This window comes from Pseudomonas sp. RA_15y_Pfl2_54, from assembly GCF_963971015.1.
GTDB lineage: Bacteria > Pseudomonadota > Gammaproteobacteria > Pseudomonadales > Pseudomonadaceae > Aquipseudomonas > Aquipseudomonas baetica_A.
In genome coordinates this window covers 15,739-34,866 of sequence record NZ_CAXAPN010000049.1, presented here as the reverse complement: position 1 = coordinate 34,866, position 19,128 = coordinate 15,739, and the positions used below count along the sequence as shown (strand labels likewise).

Sequence of the window (19,128 nt, the reverse complement as noted above, 5' to 3'; positions counted from 1 at the left end):
CATCGGTGAGGGTCAGCAGTTCTTCGCCGGTGACCATCGACACCGGACAGCCGTTGGTGCAGGTCGACGGCACGCAATCGGCGCTGTCACCGTTGGGGTTTTTTGCCTGATTAGGGGCGTCGTCGTGGGCCTCATGGCGCTCCAGTCGCGCCATGCCATGAGTCTTTTTTCGTGCAACGGGCGCTGGATTCGGCACCGTCAAAACCACCGAATCGGCCTGACGAATATTCAGCGCAATTGACGGTGTCGGTTTCAGCTCAGCAGCACGGGCATTGATTACCAACGGCTTGAGCACGCTCGCATGCCGACTCAGTTCGGGCTCAGAGGTCAGCTCAGCCAGGCGCAATGCCGAGGCCGCCAGCCACTCCCGCGCCCGTGGCGATTTGATCTTCGCCAACACTTTGCTGCTCAAGCGCAGCGGTACACCGACACCGCCAGATACCCGCATCAACAGGAAGCTGATCAACAACTCGACGCGAACCTCGGCCACCACTTCGGCCAGGTACTGCGGCGGCAGCATTTTCAGCCAACTGGTGAATGCGGCCAGATGAATGAACATCAGCGGCTCGTCGCTGAGGATCAGCAGACCGTTAGCGATGGCCTCGCTTGAGGCTTGCAGCAGGGCGTCCAGCTCAATGTCGGTCAGGTACTCCAGCAGCTTTTCGCTATTGGCCTGCAAGTCGGCAAGCAGGGCAAACAGTTGCTTGATGTCATCCCAAACGCCGTGCAGGGCGTTCTCGAATCCGCGCCAGTCGGCTTGCTGCAGTTGACCGTAACGCTCAATGAATCCGGCGCTGGAAAACGCTGCCCATAGCGGCTGAAATTCCGTCCACTCCCCACGTAACCAGACTTCCAGGTCGTCGAGAATGCCTTGATAAGAGGCGTACAACGCTCGGACATGCTCAGCGCAGACATCGGGAAAGAAGGTGATGCGATAACGCTGGCCCCGGTCGCAGTCGTTCAGCTCCAGAATGCCGCTGGGGCCGATGGTGTGGGGTATCGGGTCTCCGAACGTCAAAACCCCGTTGGCATCGTCGATCACCGGCTCCAGCGTCACCGGGGTATTACCGATGGGGACGAATTGCGCGGCCTCGAACATGTGCACCAGGGTCAACGGGCCGCTTGCCTTACACATGACCACGGATGAGCTGATGGGCTGGCGAGATTTGATCGGTGCGCTGAGTTGCACATCGTTGCCGACCTTGAACACCTGCTCGACATCCAGCGCCGTGCCCGTCCAGAACTGTTCGGCCCAAACATCGTAGTTGTTCAGGCAAAGGCGAAATTCCCGGATCAGGTTTTCGAAGTCCGGGTGTTCAGGGTTCAGGGCGGCAACTACCAGCAGGCCGATGCTGTTGTTCAGGGCCAGAAGCCGATCGGGTTGGAGCATTCGCAGTCACTCGCGCACGTGAAAAAAGAGGTGCGCGGACTTTGCGGATGATCAAAAAGGAAAGAAGTCGGGAGAGTAGGCAATGCCTGTAGGGCGTTTCGCTAAATGCTCGCGATTAGTTCGTCGCTTCGACGAACATTGACCGTTGCTCAATGCCCGTTGCGCTCGCTATGCTGCTGTACCCTTTAATCAGGTCCGAGCAGCGGCGCTACCGGTCGCCTGGGATATGTTTGATAACGGATCCGATGATGAATGCACCGCTGAAGGCGTTTGGCCCGATCAAGGCCGTGATTTTCGATATGGACGGTTTGCTGCTGGACACCGAGGGCATTTACACCGAGGTCACTTCGCTGATTGCCGAGCGGTACGGGCGCACTTTCGATTGGGGCGTCAAGCAGAACATTATTGGCCGAGGCGCCAATGACCTTGCCAATTACGTGGTCCAGGCGCTCGATTTGCCGATCACTGCCCAAGAGTTTCTGGTGATTCGTGAGCCATTGATGCGTGAGCGCTTTCCCAAGGCTCAGGCAATGCCGGGCGCTGAGGAATTGATTCGCCACCTCAAGGCGCACAACATTCCGATTGCGGTGGGCACCAGTTCGTCGCGTCAGTCGTTCGGCCAGAAAACCACCTTGCACCGCGACTGGTTTGAACTGTTCGATTTCATCGTCACCGCGGACGATCCGGAAGTCGGCGCAGCCAAACCGGCGCCGGATATTTTCCTGACCGCGGCCCGTCGTCTGGGTGTCGTGCCTGAGGATTGTCTGGTGTTCGAGGATTCGCCGTTTGGCGTTACCGCGGCCAAAGCCGCGGGCATGACCGCCATTGCCATTCCCGACGCCGCGATGGCTGATGAGAAATACGCACACGCCGACGGTATTCTGCGGTCGTTGAAAGCCTTCATCCCGAGCGCCTGTGGTTTGCCGGCGCTGGAATGGGCCTGAACGCCAGATATCAAAAAACGCCGCCCCTCTGTTAAAGGAGGGGCGGCGTTTTTCTTACAGACGGTTGAGAAAAATCAGGCGCCGAAACCACCGTCGATGGTCAGGCTGGCACCGGTGATGTAACCGGCTTCAGGCCCTGCGAGGTAAGCGACGAAGCTGGCGATTTCTTCGGCTGTACCGTAACGACCCACGGCCATCAACGGAATCAGGCTTTCGGCGAAGTCACCGCTGGCAGGGTTCATGTCGGTGTCGACCGGACCGGGTTGCACATTGTTCACGGTGATACCACGAGGGCCCAGATCACGCGCCAACCCCTTGGTCAGGCCCACCAGCGCCGACTTGCTCATCGCATACACACCGCCGCCGGCGAAGGGCATACGGTCAGCATTGGTGCTGCCGATGTTGATGATCCGTGCACCTTCGCCCATGTGTTTGGCGGCTTCCTGGGAGGCGATGAAAACGCTGCGAATGTTGATCGCCACGGTTTGGTCGAAATCTTCCAGTTTGAAGTCTTCCAGTGGGGCGACGGCCAGTACGCCGGCGTTGTTGACCAGAATGTCGAGGCGACCAAAGGCTTCGACGGTGGCGCTGACCGCATGGCGGATGGCGGCGGCGTCGGCGCTGTCAGCCTTGATCGCCAAGGCTTTGCCGCCGCTGGCGGTGATGCTGTTTTGCAACTCTTCGGCTTTGACCGTTGAGCTGACATACGTGAAGGCAACCGCAGCGCCTTCAGCGGCTAGACGTTTGACGATGGCAGCACCGATGCCACGGGAACCGCCTTGAATCAGAGCGACTTTGCCGCTGAGGTGTTGAGTGGACATGTTCGATCTCCAGAGTATTCAAGGCGCAATGCCTTGTTGTTGGAACCGAGTATCGGCTTCTGATCCACAGCCGTGTAGACCCTGATTGCTATAGTCTGTGTAAACCAAAAGTTTATAGTGGCGACCATGGAAACCTTCAGCAGTATCGAATGCTTTGTGCGCAGTGCCGAAGTCGGCAGCTTTGCCGAGGCTGCGCGGCGCCTGAGCCTGACGCCAGCGGCAGTGGGCAAGAGCGTGGCGAAGCTTGAGGCGCGGCTCGGTGTGCGCTTGTTTCAGCGCAGTACGCGGAGCCTGACGTTGACCGAGGCGGGGCAGCTGTTTTTGAGTCAGGTCAGTGCCAGTCTGACGACCATCCAGAACGCGGTGGCCAATCTGGCCAGTGTCGAGGGCCTGCCAGCGGGGACTTTGAAAGTCAGTATGGGGACGGTATTCGGGCGCTTGTACATCGTGCCGTTGCTGGAAGCGTTTTTACGTCGATTTCCGGCGATCAACCCTGACTGGCATTTTGATAACCGCCAGGTCGATTTGATTGGGCAAGGTTTCGATGCGGCGATTGGCGGGGGATTTGAATTGCCCCAAGGTGTCGTCGCGCGCAAATTGGCGCCGGCGCACCGAGTGTTGGTGGCATCGACGGGGTATCTGGAAAGTCACAAAGCAATCGTCGAGCCTGATGACCTGCAACACCACGATGGCATCCTGATTCGCTCGCCGCAAACCGGTCGAGTGCGCTCCTGGCAGTTGATCAGCAGTGGCAGCCAGCTCTGCCGCCCCTTGACCCTCAAGACGCGAATGACCATGAGCGACTCCGAGGCGGCCTGTGCGACTGCCGCGCAAAGTCTGGGAATTGCATTGGTGAGCATGCCGTTTGCGGTGGGTTATCTGCAGGCGGGCACGTTGCAGCGCGTGCTGCCGGATTGGTACATCGATGACGGCAACATTTCGATCTACTACGCCGAGCATAAATTGTTGCCGGGCAAGACGCGGGCGTTTGTCGATTTTGTGATTGAGCAGTTTGCGCAGCAGGGCTTGGCGCAGCGGTTCAGTGCCATTTGAGCATGGCCTGAGACCTGGTTGCCCCGATTTGCGAGCAAGTCCGCTGCCACAGGGTTTTGTGTCGTTTACAAGGCTCCCGTTCCACACAAAACCTGTGCAAGCTTGCTCGCGAATGAGTCGACTCGATATCCGACTGTGAACTCAGCGAGCAAACCGCTGCGCCCAGCCAATGATTTTCTTCGGCCGCGGCGTCGCATACGTCCGCACCTTGGACGTCGACAGCCGCAACCGCACCAGCGCTTCAGCGATGGTCACCGCTGCCGTCACTCCGTCCACCACAGGCACCCCGGTACGCCGACGAATCTGTTCATCGAGCCCGGCCATGCCGCCGCAACCCAGGCAAATCACTTCGGCCTTGTCCTGCGTCACGGCCAGTTCAGCCTGATGCACGATCGCCTCCAGCGCGCGCTGCGGCTCGTGTTCCAGTTCAAGAACGGCCAAACCACTGGCTCGAACTGAAGCACAACGGTCCCACAAACCGGACAATTTCAATCGATCCTCGATCAGCGGCACGGTGCGATCCAGGGTGGTGACCACCGAGTACGCGTGCCCCAGGAACATGGCCGTACTGGCGGCTGCGTCAGTGATATCCACCACCGGTACATTGAGCAGTTCCTGCAAGCCTTCGCGCCCATGTTCGCCATAACCGGCCTGAATCACGGCGTCGAACGGCTGGTCGTAGGACATCACCCGATCCATCACGGCGATGGCCGCCAGATAGCTTTCGAAATTGCCTTCAACCGAGTCAGCACCGAAATACGGCGTGAGGCCGACAATTTCCGTACCGGGTGAGGCGACAGCCTGCGCCGAGCGGGCAATGGCCTGAGTGATGGAATCTGTGGTGTTGACGTTGACCACGAGAATGCGCATGAAAAATCCTTATAACGGGCAGTTCTGCGGCCCGAAGTCCGGGCCGCGAAGGGGTTAATGGCAGACGTTGTCGACGGCGAAGGCTTCGCCACTGACGTCGGCGTAGTGCGGTTGGCGTTTGGCGATGATGAGGTAAAGCATTCCGGCGATCCCGGCGCCGATCAGCCAGGAGAAGGGCGAAACGTTGTGGAAACCAGGCACCAGCGCCAGGACGATGGCGATCAGCGCAGCGGGAATAAACGCCGTGACGGCGCGCCAATTGATACCGCGGCTGTAGTAATAAGCGCCGTTGGGGTCTTCGCTGTAGAGCTGAGGAACGTTGATCCGGCCTTTGCGGATCAGCCAGTAGTCGACCATGATCACCCCGTACAACGGGCCGAGCAGGGCGCCCAAACCCGACAGGAAGTACACGATCACCAGCGGACTGTTGTAGAGATTCCACGGCAGGATCAGCACCGCGATGGTCGCGCTGATCAGCCCGGCGCGGCGAAAGGTCAGGTATTTGGGCGCCAGATTGCTCAGCACGAAGGCCGGGGCGACGAAGTTGGCCATGATGTTCACCGCCACGGTGACGATCAGGAACGCCAGGCAACCCAGCACCACAAAGAAGGTGTTGGGAATCGAAGCGATGATCTCGGTCGGGCTTTCGATGATCCGGCCATTGATCTGGAATTGCGCGCCACACAGCAGGACTGTTATCGCGGCGAACACCAGAATATTCACCGGCAAGCCCCAGAAATTCCCGACCTTGATGGTCTTGCGGCACGGCGAGGAGCGGGCGAAGTCGCAGAAGTTGAGAATCAACGTGCCGTAGATCGCCAGCCACAACGCGCCGCCTGCAAAAATATTGCGCCACATCTCGCCGCCGGTCAGCGGTTCGCGGATCGACCAGGCGATGGTTGCGTTGGCTTGCGTGTACATCCACGCGGCGAGCGCGGCGACGGTCAGCAAAATCACCGGCCCGGCGAATGCTTCATACCGGCGAACCATTTCCATGCCGTAGGCAAGAATCGCCAATTGCACGAACCAGATCGCCACGAAGCACACCCAACCCAAAGTCGACAGGCCGAGGATCGCGTTGTCATCGTACTCGGCGAAGCCGGGATGGACTGCCGTCAGTAACACGCGCAAAACCACTGACGCGAGATACGTCTGAATGCCGAACCAGGCGATGGCGATCACCGCCCGGATCAGTGCAGGAATTTGCGCGCCGTGGATGCCGAAACTGATCCGGCTGATCACCGGAAACGGCACCCCGGTTTTCTGCCCCATGTAGCCGGACAGGTTCATGAAGAAATACACCAGTGCCGCGCCAATCCCCAGCGACAGCAAAATCTGCCAGCCACCCAGGCCCAAGGCATACAGGCCGATGGCGAACGAGTAGTTGGCGATGTTGTGCACGTCGTTGGTCCACAGGGCGAAGATGCTGTATTTGCCCCAGCGCCGGCCTTCGGCCTTGGTCGGTGCCAGATCGCTGTTGTGCAGACGCGGGCTCAGTTGTAACGGTTCGCTCAAGCCGTCAGGGGGCAAGGGTTGAGCGTGGACAGAGGCGGGCAGATTCAGCGCGACGTTATTGGAGAGACTTGTACGCATTCCGGCAGGCTCCTGATGTTCAGGACCGCGATGACTGTGCGTGAGCTGTCAGGCTCGACAAATCTTCGTCGCGGCAGTGAACCATCATTGGTTACGGGGCATCTGCAGCCTGTACGGGATAGGGCGCTTCAGGCTTGCGGATCGAAAGTGTGTATGTTTTGCAGTTTTGTATACAAAACATGTATGCACTAAAGCCAGATCTGTGCCAGTTGTTGATCTATGGAATGGGTCTCTCATTTCGAAAAGTTATCGAACGGGACTAAGTGTCTGAAAATCAGTGGATATAAATTGACCGATTGAACAGGTATTTATTTTTTGCGCAAGATTTCGGCTGACATCAAAAGGGAGGGCTTTGCAGGAGGGATGTAACGTTTCAGGTCGCAGAAATGAAAAGTGCACACACAAATGGCACTGATGGTGACAGTTGTGTGTACACGTTTTCGGAGGGTGCCATATAACAAATGTGGGGATGTCACTGGATGCAAAGGTGTGGGTTACGCCTTGCCGATGATATTCCCGGCATGCAACCCGCATTCTTTCTGGGTGGCTTCTTCCCACCACCAGCGGCCTTCGCGCTCGTGCTGATTTGGCAGCACCGGGCGGGTGCACGGTTCGCAGCCGATGCTGATAAAGCCGCGCTCATGCAGGCTGTTGTACGGCAGTTCCAGCATACGGATATAGCCCCAGATCTCTTCGCTGGTCATCTGCGCGAGGGGGTTGAACTTGTACAGGGTGCGCTCCGGCGTGGAGAACGCGCTGTCAATTTCCATCACCGCCACGGCGCTGCGGGTGCCCGGGCTCTGGTCACGGCGCTGGCCGGTGGCCCAGGCTTTGACGTCGGACAGTTTGCGGCGCAACGGTTCGATCTTGCGGATACCGCAGCATTCACCGTGGCCGTCCTTGTAGAAACTGAACAGGCCTTTTTCCTTCACGAACGGTTCCAGTTTCGTGGCGTCCGGCGAGACGATGTCGATGTCGATCTTGTAGTGCTCGCGCACCTGCTCGATGAAACGGTAGGTCTGCGGATGCAAGCGGCCAGTGTCGAGGCTGAACACTTTGACGTTCTTGTTCAGCTTCCAGGCCATGTCCACCAGCACCACATCCTCGGCGCCGCTGAAAGATATCCACAGATCATCACCAAACTCGGCAAACGCGAGTTTCAGGATGTCTTGAGCGGATTTGTTGGCATAGGTCGTGGCGAGGTCCACGACGTCGAACGTTGGGCTCATCAGGGCGGCTTCCTACAGGTCGGTGGCGCTGGGCGCTCTATATGGCGCCGATGGTAACAAAAAGCAGCGGCGCTTGGGGCGTCCTGTGCGTTGCGTGGTTGGGGTTGAGTCGCTAGAGTTCGGGCTCGCTCGACTCAATAAACAATACAAACGGGAGTGTCTTGTGGAAATTGCTTGCCTGGATCTTGAAGGGGTGCTGGTACCGGAAATCTGGATCGCCTTCGCCGAAAAAACCGGAATCGAATCCCTCAAGGCCACCACTCGGGACATTCCCGACTACGACGTGCTGATGAAGCAGCGTCTGCGCATCCTCGATGAGCATGGGTTGAAGCTGGCGGATATTCAGGAGGTGATCGCAACGCTGAAGCCGCTGGATGGCGCAGTGGAGTTCGTCAACTGGCTGCGCGAGCGCTTTCAGGTGGTGATTCTGTCGGACACTTTCTATGAGTTCTCCCAACCGTTGATGCGTCAACTGGGCTTCCCGACCTTGCTTTGTCATCGTCTGATCACTGACGACAGCGGGCGGGTGAGCAGCTATCAGTTACGTCAGAAAGACCCCAAACGCCAGTCGGTTCTGGCCTTCAAGAGCCTCTATTATCGGGTGATTGCGGCGGGTGATTCGTACAATGACACTTCGATGCTGGGCGAGGCGGATGCCGGGATTCTGTTCCACGCACCGGACAATGTCATTCGCGAGTTTCCGCAGTTCCCGGCGGTGCATACGTTTGCCGAGTTGAAGCAGGCATTTCTCAAGGCGTCTAACCGGGATTTGAGCCTATAGTCGTCAGGCCTGACGCCTTCGCAGCAAGCCCGCGCCACAGGGGAATGCATTCTTGTGTGGGCGCGGGCTTGCTCGCGAAGGTTTTAGAGGTTTTAGAGGTTTTGCAGGGTTTGGAGCAGAACCTTCACTTTGGTAATCGACTCCTGATACTCCGCCTGCCAGTCCGAGTCCGCGACAATCCCGCCGCCGCCCCAGCAGCACACCTGCCCATCCTTGACCAATAAACTGCGGATCGCGATGGAGCTGTCCATCTCGCCACGCACGTCCAGATACAACAACGAGCCGCAATACAAGCCGCGACGGGTTGGCTCCAGCTCGTCGATGATCTGCATCGCCCGAATCTTCGGCGCACCAGTGATCGAGCCACCGGGAAAGCTGCCGGCGATCAGGTCCAGTGCATCGCGATCCTGCGCCAGTTCGCCCGTCACGCTGCTGACCAGGTGATGCACATTCGGATAGCTTTCCAGGCTGAACAACTCCGGCACCCGTACCGAGCCGATACGGCAGGTGCGGCCGAGATCGTTGCGCAGCAAGTCGACAATCATCAGGTTTTCCGCGCGATCCTTTGGGCTGGCCAGCAGTTGCGAGGCATTCGCGGCGTCTTCGGCAGGTGTCAGGCCACGGGGGCGGGTGCCCTTGATCGGGCGGGTTTCGACCTGCCGCTGGCTGACTTTGACGAAGCGCTCGGGTGACAGGCTCAGCACTGCAGCGCCGTCGGGCAGGCTCTGGAAACCGGAAAAAGGCGTCGGGCAGGCGTCGCGCAACGCGCAATAGGCCAGCCATGGATCGCCTTGGCACGGCGCGCGAAAACGCTGGGCGAAGTTGACCTGATAGCAGTCGCCGGCCTGAATGTAATGCTGAATGCGTTCGAACGCCTGGCGGTAGTCGTCTGGCGACAGGTCGGGACTCATCGGCTGGTTCAGTTTGAACGGCGTCAGCGAGCCCGTCATCGGCTGACTGAACAGCGCAATCAGCCGCTGTTTTTCACTGTCGGCCAGCGTCGGGTGAAACACCAATTGGCTAGTGGCCGCGTGGTGATCGCTGATCAGCGCCCAGTTGTATAGGCCCAAACGCGCATCCGGTAATTGCAGATCATCGCGCGCCTGACTCGGCAGACTCTCCAGATGCCGGCCGAAGTCATAACTCAGGTAACCGATCAGACCGCCGGCGAACGGCAACTCATAAGGCGCCGGCAATTGCGCGTCGCCCAAGCGCTCCAGATTGTCGCGCAGACGCTGGAGGAAATGGCTGCCGTTTTCGTCCGGCCACACCGCCAGTTGTTCCAGCGGCCAGGCGCTGAGCACGTCATAACGGCCACGGTCGGCACTCGGTCGGCCGCTGTCGAGCAGCACGGCGCCGGGGGCGTTGCGGATTGCCGCGAAGTATCCGGCGGGATTGGCGCGGTAAGGCAGAGGGTGTACGGAACAGGTCAGCATGGGCGGGGCAGATCGGCCATTGAGGCGGGGTAGGGATTGTAGTCCTCTGCGGGAATTGCTCCTAGAGGGGATGTCGGTGATTGGCAGGTTGTGGGGCTGATCGTCCCCGCGCAGCGCATGGGAACGATCATGGACAGGGTGATCAGCCTTCGACGGCGGGAATATGGCCGAACATCTCCTGAGTAAACGCCACCCGCTCTTCAACCGACTCTGTCACGCCACGGGCCTTCAGTTCTTCCAGTCGCGCTTCCACCGCGTGGGTACGCAGCGTCAGCCCGCAGTCGTTGGCGATCTGGATGTTCAGCCCCGGCCGCGCGTTCAGCTCAAGAATCAGCGGGCCTTTTTCCTGATCGAGCACCATGTCCACGCCGATATAACCCAGACCGCACAGCTCGTAGCAGCCAGCGGCGAGTTTCATGAAACCGTCCCAATAGGGCAGTTGCACGCCGTCCACCGCGTTGGTGGTGTCGGGGTGTTTGGCGATGATGTTGTTCAGCCAGGTGCCGCGCAGTGTCAGGCCCGTAGCCAGGTCGACACCCACACCGATGGCGCCCTGGTGCAGGTTGGCCTTGCCGCCGGACTGACGGGTCGGCAGGCGCAACATCGCCATCACCGGATAACCCATCAGCACGATGATGCGGATGTCCGGCACGCCTTCGTAGCTGATGCTCTTGAAGATCTGGTCCGGGGTGACGCGGTATTCGATCAGCGCGCGATCGCGATGGCCGCCTAGCGAATACAGGCCGGTGAGGATGCTGGAGATGTGATGCTCAAGTTCTTCGTGGGCAAGGATCTTGCCCGACACCGTGCGATAGCGTCCCTCGAAACGGTCAGCCACCACGATAATGCCGTCACCGCCGGCGCCTTGGGCCGGTTTGATCACGAAGTCGGTGTGCCCGTCGATGATCTCGCCGAGCTTGTCGATTTCCTTCTCGGTGGAGATCACGCCATACAGCTCTGGCACTTGAATGCCGGCCTCGATGGCGCGCTCCTTGGTGATGATCTTGTCATCGACGATCGGGTACAGACTGCGCTTGTTGTACTTGAGCACATAGTCCGCGTTGCGGCGATTGATGCCCATGATGCCTCGGGCTTCCAGGGCCTTCCAGGTCTTCCAGAAACCGAACATCAGTGATCAGCCTTGTTCAGGAACGCCTTGAAACGCACCAGCTCGGTCAGGCGATAACCGCGATAGCGACCCATTGCCAGCATGAAACCCACCATGATCAGCAGGATCGCCGGGAAGGTGAAGACGAAGTACACCAACTCAGGCACGGTCATGATCAAGTGCGCCAGCGACGCGGCGAACAGCGTGCCGATGGCCACTTTCATCGCGTGACTTGCGCCACGTTCTTCCCAGGTGATCGACAGGCGCTCAATGGTCATGGTCAAAATCACCATCGGGAACAACGCCACCGACAGGCCGCGCTCCAGACCGAGCTTATGGCTGAACAGACTGATCGCCGCGATCAACACCACGACAAAGGTCAGCACCACCGACAGGCGCGGCAGCATCTGCAGTTTCAGATGTTCCAGATAAGAGCGTAACGACAGGCCCAGCGCGGTAATCACGGTGAACAGGATGATGCCGAAGCCCAACTGGGTTTCGCGGAAGGCGAGGGCGATCAGTACGGGGGTGAAGGTGCCGAGGGTCTGCAGGCCGATCAGGTTGCGCAGGATCAGGATCACCAGCACGCCAATCGGGATCATCACCATGATCATGAAGGTTTGCTGGGTTTGCAGCGGCAGGCCATACAGCGAGTATTCGAGGAAGTTGGCGTCGGTGTTTTCGTCGGTCAGCTTGGCCAGACGAATCGCATTCATCTCGCTGTTGTTCAGGCTGAAGGTCACGTTGGCTTTCTTGCCGCCGTCGATGGTGATCAGGTTCTCATCGCCGGTCCACCACTGCAGGCGGTCGCTTGGCAGGCCTTGTTCGCCGGTTTCCGGGTTGAAGTACAGCCAGTCGTTGCCATTGAAGCTGCGCAGCCACAATTCAGGGCTTTGTGGTTGATCGGCAACCAGGCGGATGGTGTGGACTTTTTCAACCGGGACGTGCGCGATAGACAGCAACAGTTCGACGATTTTGGCTTTGTGCGCGGTGGATGGATCGCCCGCCAGCAGCAGTTTCACGTTGTCATCGTTGAGGTTGTTGACGCGTTTGATCGCCTCGCCAATGAAGGTTTCGACGTCGGCCGAGTGCTGGCGGATCGGCGCGAGCAGTGCTTCGGCGGCGATTTTTTCCGGGCCTTCGACCGCAATGCTGTCGCGGAAGGTCGGGCCTTTGATCTTGGATTTTTCCGAGGTGTAACGCTTGGTCAGCACCAAACGGTAATACAGGGTCTGGTTGCCCTTGGCCCGGCGCGCCGACCAGGTCACCTTGCGGTTGCCATCGACGCGGTTCACGGCCACGCCATAGTTATTGGAGATGAAGCTTTCGTTGAGGCTGACGTAATCGCGGCTCAGGGGCGGCACGAACATCTGGATTTTGACCGGATCCTTGGCACTGGCGACGAACTCGACCTTGGCATCGATGTTCCACAAATCGTCGGTGGCGTCTTCGGTCACCGGAATGCCGAGCACGAAAATCTGATAGGCCGTAACCGAAACGCCCAGCAACACCAGAATGGTGATCAGGATTTTCAGGTGAAAGGTTAGAGAACGCATGGAAATTACTCGGCGGTATGAGCGGCGATGGTGCAGGCGGGTTTGCCGGCAGCGTATTTAAGACTCGGGTCGACCAGCGCATCGAAACGTTTCAAGGCTTCGGAGCCGATCAAAAGCGGATATTGGAACGCACTTCGGTCGGTCAGGTTCACTTCGATGCTGCGCATCGCCGTGCCCATGCAGATATCCAGCTCGATCACCGGGCGGGCGGTGTACTTCTTGCCTTCTTCCGGGTCGTAGTCGCCGGCGCGGCGCTTGATCTTGCTGACCCGGGCCAGCGGTCGTTCGATCGGGTGCGAATGCGCGGCGTCAATCGCCAGGTAGAAACGTACCCAGGATTCACCGTCGCGTTTGAAGCGTTTGATGTCGCGGGCACTCAGCGAGGCGGTTTTCGCGCCCGTGTCGAGTTTGGCCGCGACTTGCAGATTGATGCCATCGAGCGAGGCGTATTCGTTGAGGCCGTACACGGTTTTTTCTCCCGCGGCGGCAAGCCCGGGCAGGCAAAACAGAGCAATAAATGTGGGGAAAGGCTTGAGTCTCATAAATCCTGGTGCGCAGCGTTCCGTTTTCGGTTAGGTCCTTGGCAAAACTTGCGCAAGCCCCTTCGTGTGCCTATCAGCTTTTTATGACAAGCCGTACAAATGGCCAGCAAATGCGGGCGGCATTCTAGCACGGTGATTTTATGGCGCCAGCGCCCGAGCGGGTCTATAACCCTAGGGGTGGTCCAAGGGTGGTTATTAGACGATTGTCGACAATATCTATTTTTCCTTTGACTGAGGCTGGCGAATTGACTAGTTTTTGCCGCATTGGATTTAAAGGTGTCGACAATCATGCTGGATCAACTCGATCCCCCGGTCATCAGCGGCGACGATTCCGAGACGCTTTCGGAAAACGTCTTCCGGCGCATTCAGGCGGCCATCGTCAAAGGCGAGATCGCTCCAGGCAGCAAAATCTCCGAGCCGGAGCTGGCGCGCACCTACGGCATTAGTCGTGGCCCGCTGCGTGAGGCGATTCATCGTCTGGAAGGTCAGCGCCTGCTGGTCCGGGTGCCGCATGTCGGTGCGCGGGTGGTGTCGCTCAGTCACGCCGAATTGCTGGAACTCTACGAAATCCGCGAATCCCTTGAAGGCATGGCTTGCCGCTTGGCGGCTGAACGCATGAGCGTCGAAGAAATCGACGAGTTGCGCCGGGTGCTCGAAACCCATGAGCGCGACGCGGCATTTCAGGCCGGCGTCGGCTACTACCAGCAGGAAGGCGATTTCGACTTTCACTACCGCATCATTCAGGGCAGCGGCAACCGCACCCTCACGCAAATGCTTTGCGGCGAGCTCTATCAACTGGTGCGCATGTACCGCATCCAGTTTTCTTCCACGCCCAATCGCCCCCGCCAGGCCTTTGCCGAACACCACCGCATTCTCGATGCGATCGCCGACCGTGACGGCGAGCTCGCGGAATTGTTGATGCGCCGTCACATCGGCGCCTCGAAACGCAATATCGCCCGTCATTACCAGGACGGCGCCAACGATAAGACAGCCACTGAACGAGGTGAGTCATGAGTTCCAACCTGAACACTCCAGGCCAGCGTTTCCGCGACGCGGTCGCCAGCGAGCATCCATTGCAGGTGGTGGGCGCGATCAACGCCAACCACGCGCTGTTGGCCAAACGCGCCGGCTTCAAAGCGATCTACCTGTCCGGTGGCGGTGTGGCGGCGGGCTCGCTCGGCGTGCCGGACCTGGGCATCACCGGCCTGGACGACGTGCTGACCGATGTTCGCCGCATCACCGACGTCTGTGACCTGCCGTTGCTGGTGGATGTCGATACCGGTTTCGGTTCTTCAGCCTTCAACGTGGCGCGCACCGTCAAGTCGATGATCAAGTTCGGCGCGGCGGCGATTCACATCGAAGATCAGGTCGGCGCCAAGCGCTGCGGTCATCGGCCAAACAAAGAGATCGTCAGCCAGCAGGAAATGGTCGACCGCATCAAAGCCGCCGTCGATGCCCGCACGGACGACAGCTTCGTGATCATGGCGCGTACCGATGCGCTGGCGGTCGAAGGCCTGGAGTCGGCACTGGATCGCGCTGCCGCATGCATCGAGGCCGGCGCCGACATGATCTTCCCGGAGGCCATCACCGAACTTGAGATGTACAAACTGTTCGCCAACCGCGTGAAAGCGCCGATTCTGGCCAACATCACCGAATTCGGCTCGACACCGCTGTACACCACCGAGCAACTGGCCGGCGCCGACGTGTCGCTGGTGCTGTACCCGCTGTCGGCGTTCCGCGCGATGAATAAAGCGGCGGAAAACGTCTACACCGCGATCCGCCGCGACGGCACGCAGCAGAATGTCATCGACACCATGCAGACTCGCATGGAGCTTTACGATCGCATCGATTACCACACCTTCGAGCAGAAGCTCGATGCGTTGTTTGCGGCGAAGAAGTAAGCCGCCGTACTCCCTAACAAATTCAAGATTGGAGAAAACAATGGCTGAAGCAAAAGTACTCAGTGGCGCCGGGCTCCGGGGCCAGGTGGCCGGGCAAACGGCACTGTCCACCGTGGGCCAGGCCGGCGCCGGGCTGACCTATCGCGGCTACGACGTGCGTGAACTGGCGGCAGAGGCGCAATTTGAAGAAGTCGCTTACCTGCTGCTTTACGGCGAGCTGCCGACCCAAGCGCAACTTGCCGCCTACCAGGGCAAACTGAGCAAACTGCGCGACCTGCCGCAAGCGCTGAAAGAAGTGCTGGAACGCATCCCCGCCGACGCTCATCCGATGGACGTGATGCGCACCGGTTGCTCGTTCCTGGGCAACATCGAACCGGAGAAAGACTTCAGCGAACAGTGCGACAAGACTGACCGTCTGCTGGCCGCGTTCCCGGCGATCATGTGCTACTGGTATCGCTTCAGCCACGACGGTAAACGCATCAACTGCGTCAGCGACGAGCCCACCATTGGCGGCCACTTCCTTCACCTGTTGCACGACAAGAAACCGAGCGAACTGCACGTCAAAGTGATGAACGTGTCGCTGATTCTGTACGCCGAGCACGAATTCAACGCCTCGACGTTCACCGCTCGCGTTTGTGCATCGACCCTGTCGGACCTGTATTCCTGCGTCACCGCCGCTATCGGTTCGTTGCGCGGCCCGCTGCACGGCGGTGCCAACGAAGCGGCGATGGAAATGATCGAGCGCTTCTCATCGCCCGAAGAGGCGATCAAAGGCACCCTCGGCATGCTTGAGCGCAAAGACAAGATCATGGGCTTCGGTCACGCGATCTATAAGGACAGCGACCCGCGCAACGAGGTGATCAAGGGCTGGTCGAAAAAACTGGCTGACGAAGTGGGTGACAAGGTGTTGTTCGCGGTTTCCGAAGCCATTGACAAGACCATGTGGGAGCAGAAAAAACTGTTCCCGAATGCCGACTTCTACCATGCCTCGGCTTACCACTTCATGGGCATCCCGACCAAACTGTTCACGCCGATTTTCGTCTGCTCGCGCCTGACCGGCTGGGCCGCGCATGTGTTCGAACAGCGTGCCAACAACCGCATCATCCGTCCAAGCGCCGAGTACATCGGCGTCGAACAGCGCAAGTTCGTGCCAATCGAACGTCGCTGAATGGTGGGCCTCCCGCACCGGTAACTGGATAAACCGGGAACCAATGTGTGACCGAGTCCACTTCAGTGCCGGTGCAATGTTCACCTCTTGAAACTACCGTGACCCGAGTCCTGACCCGATGAACACCGAATTTCGCAAGAACCTGCCCGGCAGTCCTCTGGATTACTTCGACGTCCGTGCGGCGGTCGAGGCGATTCAGCCCGGCAGTTACGACACCCTGCCGTACACCTCCCGCGTGCTGGCGGAAAACCTGGTGCGTCGCTGCGATCCGGCCACGCTCACCGATTCCCTCAAGCAACTGATCGAACGCAAACGCGACCTCGACTTCCCGTGGTTTCCGGCCCGTGTGGTGTGCCACGACATTCTGGGCCAGACCGCGCTGGTCGACCTCGCTGGTCTGCGCGACGCGATTGCCTTGCAAGGCGGCGACCCGGCGCAGGTCAACCCGGTGGTGCCGACGCAACTGATCGTCGACCACTCGCTGGCCGTCGAAGCGGGCGGTTTTGATGCCCAGGCGTTCGAGAAAAACCGCGCCATCGAAGACCGTCGCAACGAAGACCGGTTCCACTTCATCAACTGGACCAAAAAGGCCTTCAAGAACGTCGACGTGATCCCGCCGGGTAACGGCATCATGCACCAGATCAACCTGGAGAAAATGTCGCCGGTGATCCAGGTGCGCGACGGTGTGGCGTTCCCGGACACCTGCGTCGGCACCGACAGCCATACCCCGCACGTTGATGCACTGGGCGTGATCGCCATCGGCGTTGGCGGTCTCGAAGCCGAGAGTGTGATGCTCGGCCGCGCCTCGTGGATGCGCCTGCCGGAAAGCGTCGGCGTCGAATTGACCGGCAAGCTGCAACCGGGCATCACCGCCACCGACATGGTGCTGGCACTCACCGAATACCTGCGCAAACAGAAAGTCGTCGGGGCGTGGCTGGAGTTCTTCGGCGAAGGCGCTGCCGCGCTGACCCTCGGCGACCGCGCCACCATCTCCAACATGGCCCCGGAATACGGCGCCACGGCGGCGATGTTCTACATCGATCAGCAGACCATCGATTACCTGAAACTCACGGGTCGCGAAGACCAGCAAGTGCAGTTGGTCGAGCAATACGCCAAGACCACCGGCCTGTGGGCCGACAGCCTCAAAGGTGCGCAATACGAGCGTGGTTTGACCTTTGATCTGTCCTCGGTCGTGCGCAACATGGCCGGCCCGAGCAACCCGCACGCCCGCGTCGCCACCCGCGATCTGGCGGCCAAAGGCATCAGCGGCCAGTGGGAAGAGGTGCCGGGGCAGATGCCCGACGGCGCGGTGATCATCGCCGCCATCACCAGTTGCACCAACACCAGCAACCCGCGCAACGTCATCGCCGCCGGCCTGCTGGCGCGCAATGCCAACAAGCTTGGATTGACCCGCAAGCCGTGGGTCAAATCCTCGTTGGCCCCGGGCTCGAAAACCGTGGCGCTGTACCTCGATGAAGCGGGGCTTACAACGGAGCTGGAGCAACTCGGTTTCGGTGTCGTCGCATTTGCCTGCACGACTTGCAACGGCATGTCGGGTGCGCTGGACCCGGTGATCCAGCAAGAGATCATCGATCGTGATCTGTACGCCACGGCCGTGCTTTCGGGCAACCGCAACTTCGACGGCCGGATTCACCCCTACGCCAAGCAAGCGTTCCTGGCCTCGCCGCCATTGGTTGTGGCGTACGCCATCGCTGGCACCATCCGCTTCGACATTGAGAAGGATGTGTTGGGCGTGGTCGACGGCAAGGAAATCCGCCTCAAAGACATCTGGCCGAGCGACGAAGAAATCGACGCCGTGGTCAAATCCTCGGTCAAGCCGGAGCAGTTCCGTCAGGTCTACATCCCGATGTTCGCCATCCACGAAGACACCGGCCCGAAAGTCACGCCGCTGTACGAGTGGCGTGAGATGAGCACCTACATTCGTCGTCCGCCGTATTGGGAAGGCGCACTGGCGGGTGCGCGTCCGCTCAAGGGCATGCGCCCGCTGGCGGTGCTGCCGGACAACATCACCACCGATCACCTGTCGCCGTCGAACGCGATCATGCTCAACAGCGCCGCCGGCGAATACCTGGCGAAAATGGGCTTGCCGGAAGAGGACTTCAACTCCTACGCCACCCACCGGGGTGACCACTTGACTGCGCAACGCGCAACGTTTGCCAACCCGAAACTGTTCAACGAAATGGTGGTGGAAAACGGCAAGGTCAAACAGGGTTCGCTGGCCCGCGTCGAGCCGGAAGGCCAAGTGATGCGCATGTGGGAAGCCATCGAAACCTACATGGAGCGCAAGCAGCCACTGATCATCATTGCCGGCGCCGATTACGGTCAGGGTTCGTCCCGCGACTGGGCGGCCAAGGGGGTGCGTCTGGCTGGGGTCGAGGCGATTGCTGCCGAAGGTTTCGAACGTATCCATCGCACCAATCTGGTGGGGATGGGCGTGTTGCCGCTGGAGTTCAAACCGGGCACCGACCGTCACACCCTGGCCATCGACGGCAGTGAAACCTACGACGTGATCGGCGCCCGCACACCGCGCGCTGACTTGACGCTGGTGATCCATCGCAAGAACGGCGAGCGCGTCGACGTGCCGGTGACATGCCGCCTCGACACCGCTGAAGAAGTGTCGATCTACGAGGCCGGCGGCGTGTTGCAGCGCTTCGCTCAGGACTTCCTCGAAGAGTCGTCGGTTGCCGTTTAAATCATCGTATGTGGGCGTGGGCT

At 59.6% G+C, this 19,128-nt stretch carries 15 protein-coding genes and 1 pseudogene; 7 read left to right on the top strand and 9 right to left on the bottom strand.

Annotated elements, in window-relative coordinates; all coding sequences use genetic code 11:
* Positions 1–1,390 (bottom strand): annotated as a pseudogene (locus AACY50_RS26780) (type IV secretion protein Rhs); the annotation flags it as partial.
* 248 nt (positions 1,391–1,638) lie between these two features.
* On the opposite strand from AACY50_RS26780, the gene AACY50_RS26775 reads away from it, so the two are divergent.
* Entirely contained in the window at positions 1,639–2,334 is a 696-nt protein-coding gene (locus tag AACY50_RS26775; RefSeq protein ID WP_339432496.1) for an HAD-IA family hydrolase, read from the top strand.
* A gap of 74 nt (positions 2,335–2,408) precedes the next feature.
* Here AACY50_RS26775 and AACY50_RS26770 read toward each other — a convergent pair whose 3' ends face one another.
* Positions 2,409–3,155, bottom strand: a complete 747-nt coding sequence (locus tag AACY50_RS26770; RefSeq protein ID WP_339432495.1) for a 3-oxoacyl-ACP reductase family protein — start codon at positions 3,153–3,155, stop codon at positions 2,409–2,411.
* Between the two features lie 126 nt (positions 3,156–3,281).
* On the opposite strand from AACY50_RS26770, the gene AACY50_RS26765 reads away from it, so the two are divergent.
* Entirely contained in the window at positions 3,282–4,208 is a 927-nt protein-coding gene (locus AACY50_RS26765; protein ID WP_339432494.1) for a LysR family transcriptional regulator, read from the top strand.
* Positions 4,209–4,349: 141 nt separating this feature from the next.
* Here the strand turns inward: AACY50_RS26765 and AACY50_RS26760 are convergent, their stop codons facing one another.
* From AACY50_RS26760 to AACY50_RS26750, 3 genes are all read right to left on the bottom strand, one after another.
* Positions 4,350–5,078, bottom strand: coding sequence for an aspartate/glutamate racemase family protein (locus AACY50_RS26760; protein WP_339432493.1), 729 nt, complete (start codon positions 5,076–5,078; stop codon positions 4,350–4,352).
* A 54-nt stretch (positions 5,079–5,132) separates the two neighbouring features.
* A complete protein-coding gene (locus tag AACY50_RS26755) occupies positions 5,133–6,671 on the bottom strand; it encodes an NCS1 family nucleobase:cation symporter-1 (protein WP_339432492.1) in 1,539 nt (512 codons plus the stop codon).
* Between the two features lie 494 nt (positions 6,672–7,165).
* On the bottom strand, positions 7,166–7,900 hold the full coding sequence (locus AACY50_RS26750) for a phosphoadenylyl-sulfate reductase (RefSeq protein WP_339432491.1): 735 nt from the start codon (positions 7,898–7,900) through the stop codon (positions 7,166–7,168).
* A 163-nt stretch (positions 7,901–8,063) separates the two neighbouring features.
* Here AACY50_RS26750 and thrH point away from each other — a divergent pair, with 163 nt between their 5' ends.
* A complete protein-coding gene (gene thrH / locus AACY50_RS26745; protein WP_339464980.1) occupies positions 8,064–8,681 on the top strand; it encodes a bifunctional phosphoserine phosphatase/homoserine phosphotransferase ThrH in 618 nt (205 codons plus the stop codon).
* A gap of 92 nt (positions 8,682–8,773) precedes the next feature.
* Here thrH and pabB read toward each other — a convergent pair whose 3' ends face one another.
* The 4 genes from pabB to rloA all read right to left on the bottom strand — a co-directional run bounded on the left by pabB (position 8,774) and on the right by rloA (position 13,323).
* Positions 8,774–10,117 (bottom strand): aminodeoxychorismate synthase component I, encoded by a 1,344-nt coding sequence (gene pabB / locus AACY50_RS26740; protein ID WP_339464978.1) that lies wholly within the window; start codon positions 10,115–10,117, stop codon positions 8,774–8,776.
* Positions 10,118–10,259: 142 nt separating this feature from the next.
* Positions 10,260–11,246 (bottom strand): alpha-L-glutamate ligase-like protein, encoded by a 987-nt coding sequence (locus AACY50_RS26735; RefSeq protein WP_339432488.1) that lies wholly within the window; start codon positions 11,244–11,246, stop codon positions 10,260–10,262.
* On the bottom strand, positions 11,246–12,781 hold the full coding sequence (gene rloB / locus AACY50_RS26730) for an osmotic stress tolerance membrane protein RloB (protein WP_221733944.1): 1,536 nt from the start codon (positions 12,779–12,781) through the stop codon (positions 11,246–11,248). Before rloB ends, AACY50_RS26735 begins: the two co-directional genes overlap by 1 nt.
* 5 nt (positions 12,782–12,786) lie before the next feature.
* A complete protein-coding gene (gene rloA, locus AACY50_RS26725; protein WP_339493827.1) occupies positions 12,787–13,323 on the bottom strand; it encodes a retropepsin-like aspartic peptidase RloA in 537 nt (178 codons plus the stop codon).
* A gap of 291 nt (positions 13,324–13,614) precedes the next feature.
* Here rloA and AACY50_RS26720 point away from each other — a divergent pair, with 291 nt between their 5' ends.
* The 4 genes from AACY50_RS26720 (at position 13,615) to acnD (ending at position 19,105) form a co-directional block, all read left to right on the top strand.
* The gene (locus AACY50_RS26720; protein WP_221733954.1) at positions 13,615–14,337 is read left to right on the top strand and encodes a GntR family transcriptional regulator; all 723 of its coding nucleotides are present in this window, start codon (positions 13,615–13,617) and stop codon (positions 14,335–14,337) included.
* Positions 14,334–15,224 carry a methylisocitrate lyase gene (prpB, locus tag AACY50_RS26715; protein ID WP_250603955.1) on the top strand — a complete coding sequence of 297 codons (891 nt, stop codon included), beginning with the start codon at positions 14,334–14,336 and terminating at the stop codon, positions 15,222–15,224. The genes AACY50_RS26720 and prpB overlap by 4 nt, the downstream gene beginning before the upstream one ends.
* 40 nt (positions 15,225–15,264) lie before the next feature.
* On the top strand, positions 15,265–16,392 hold the full coding sequence (gene prpC / locus AACY50_RS26710) for a bifunctional 2-methylcitrate synthase/citrate synthase (RefSeq protein ID WP_339432487.1): 1,128 nt from the start codon (positions 15,265–15,267) through the stop codon (positions 16,390–16,392).
* Between the two features lie 118 nt (positions 16,393–16,510).
* On the top strand, positions 16,511–19,105 hold the full coding sequence (acnD, locus tag AACY50_RS26705; RefSeq protein WP_339539581.1) for a Fe/S-dependent 2-methylisocitrate dehydratase AcnD: 2,595 nt from the start codon (positions 16,511–16,513) through the stop codon (positions 19,103–19,105).
* Positions 19,106–19,128 lie beyond the last annotated feature (23 nt).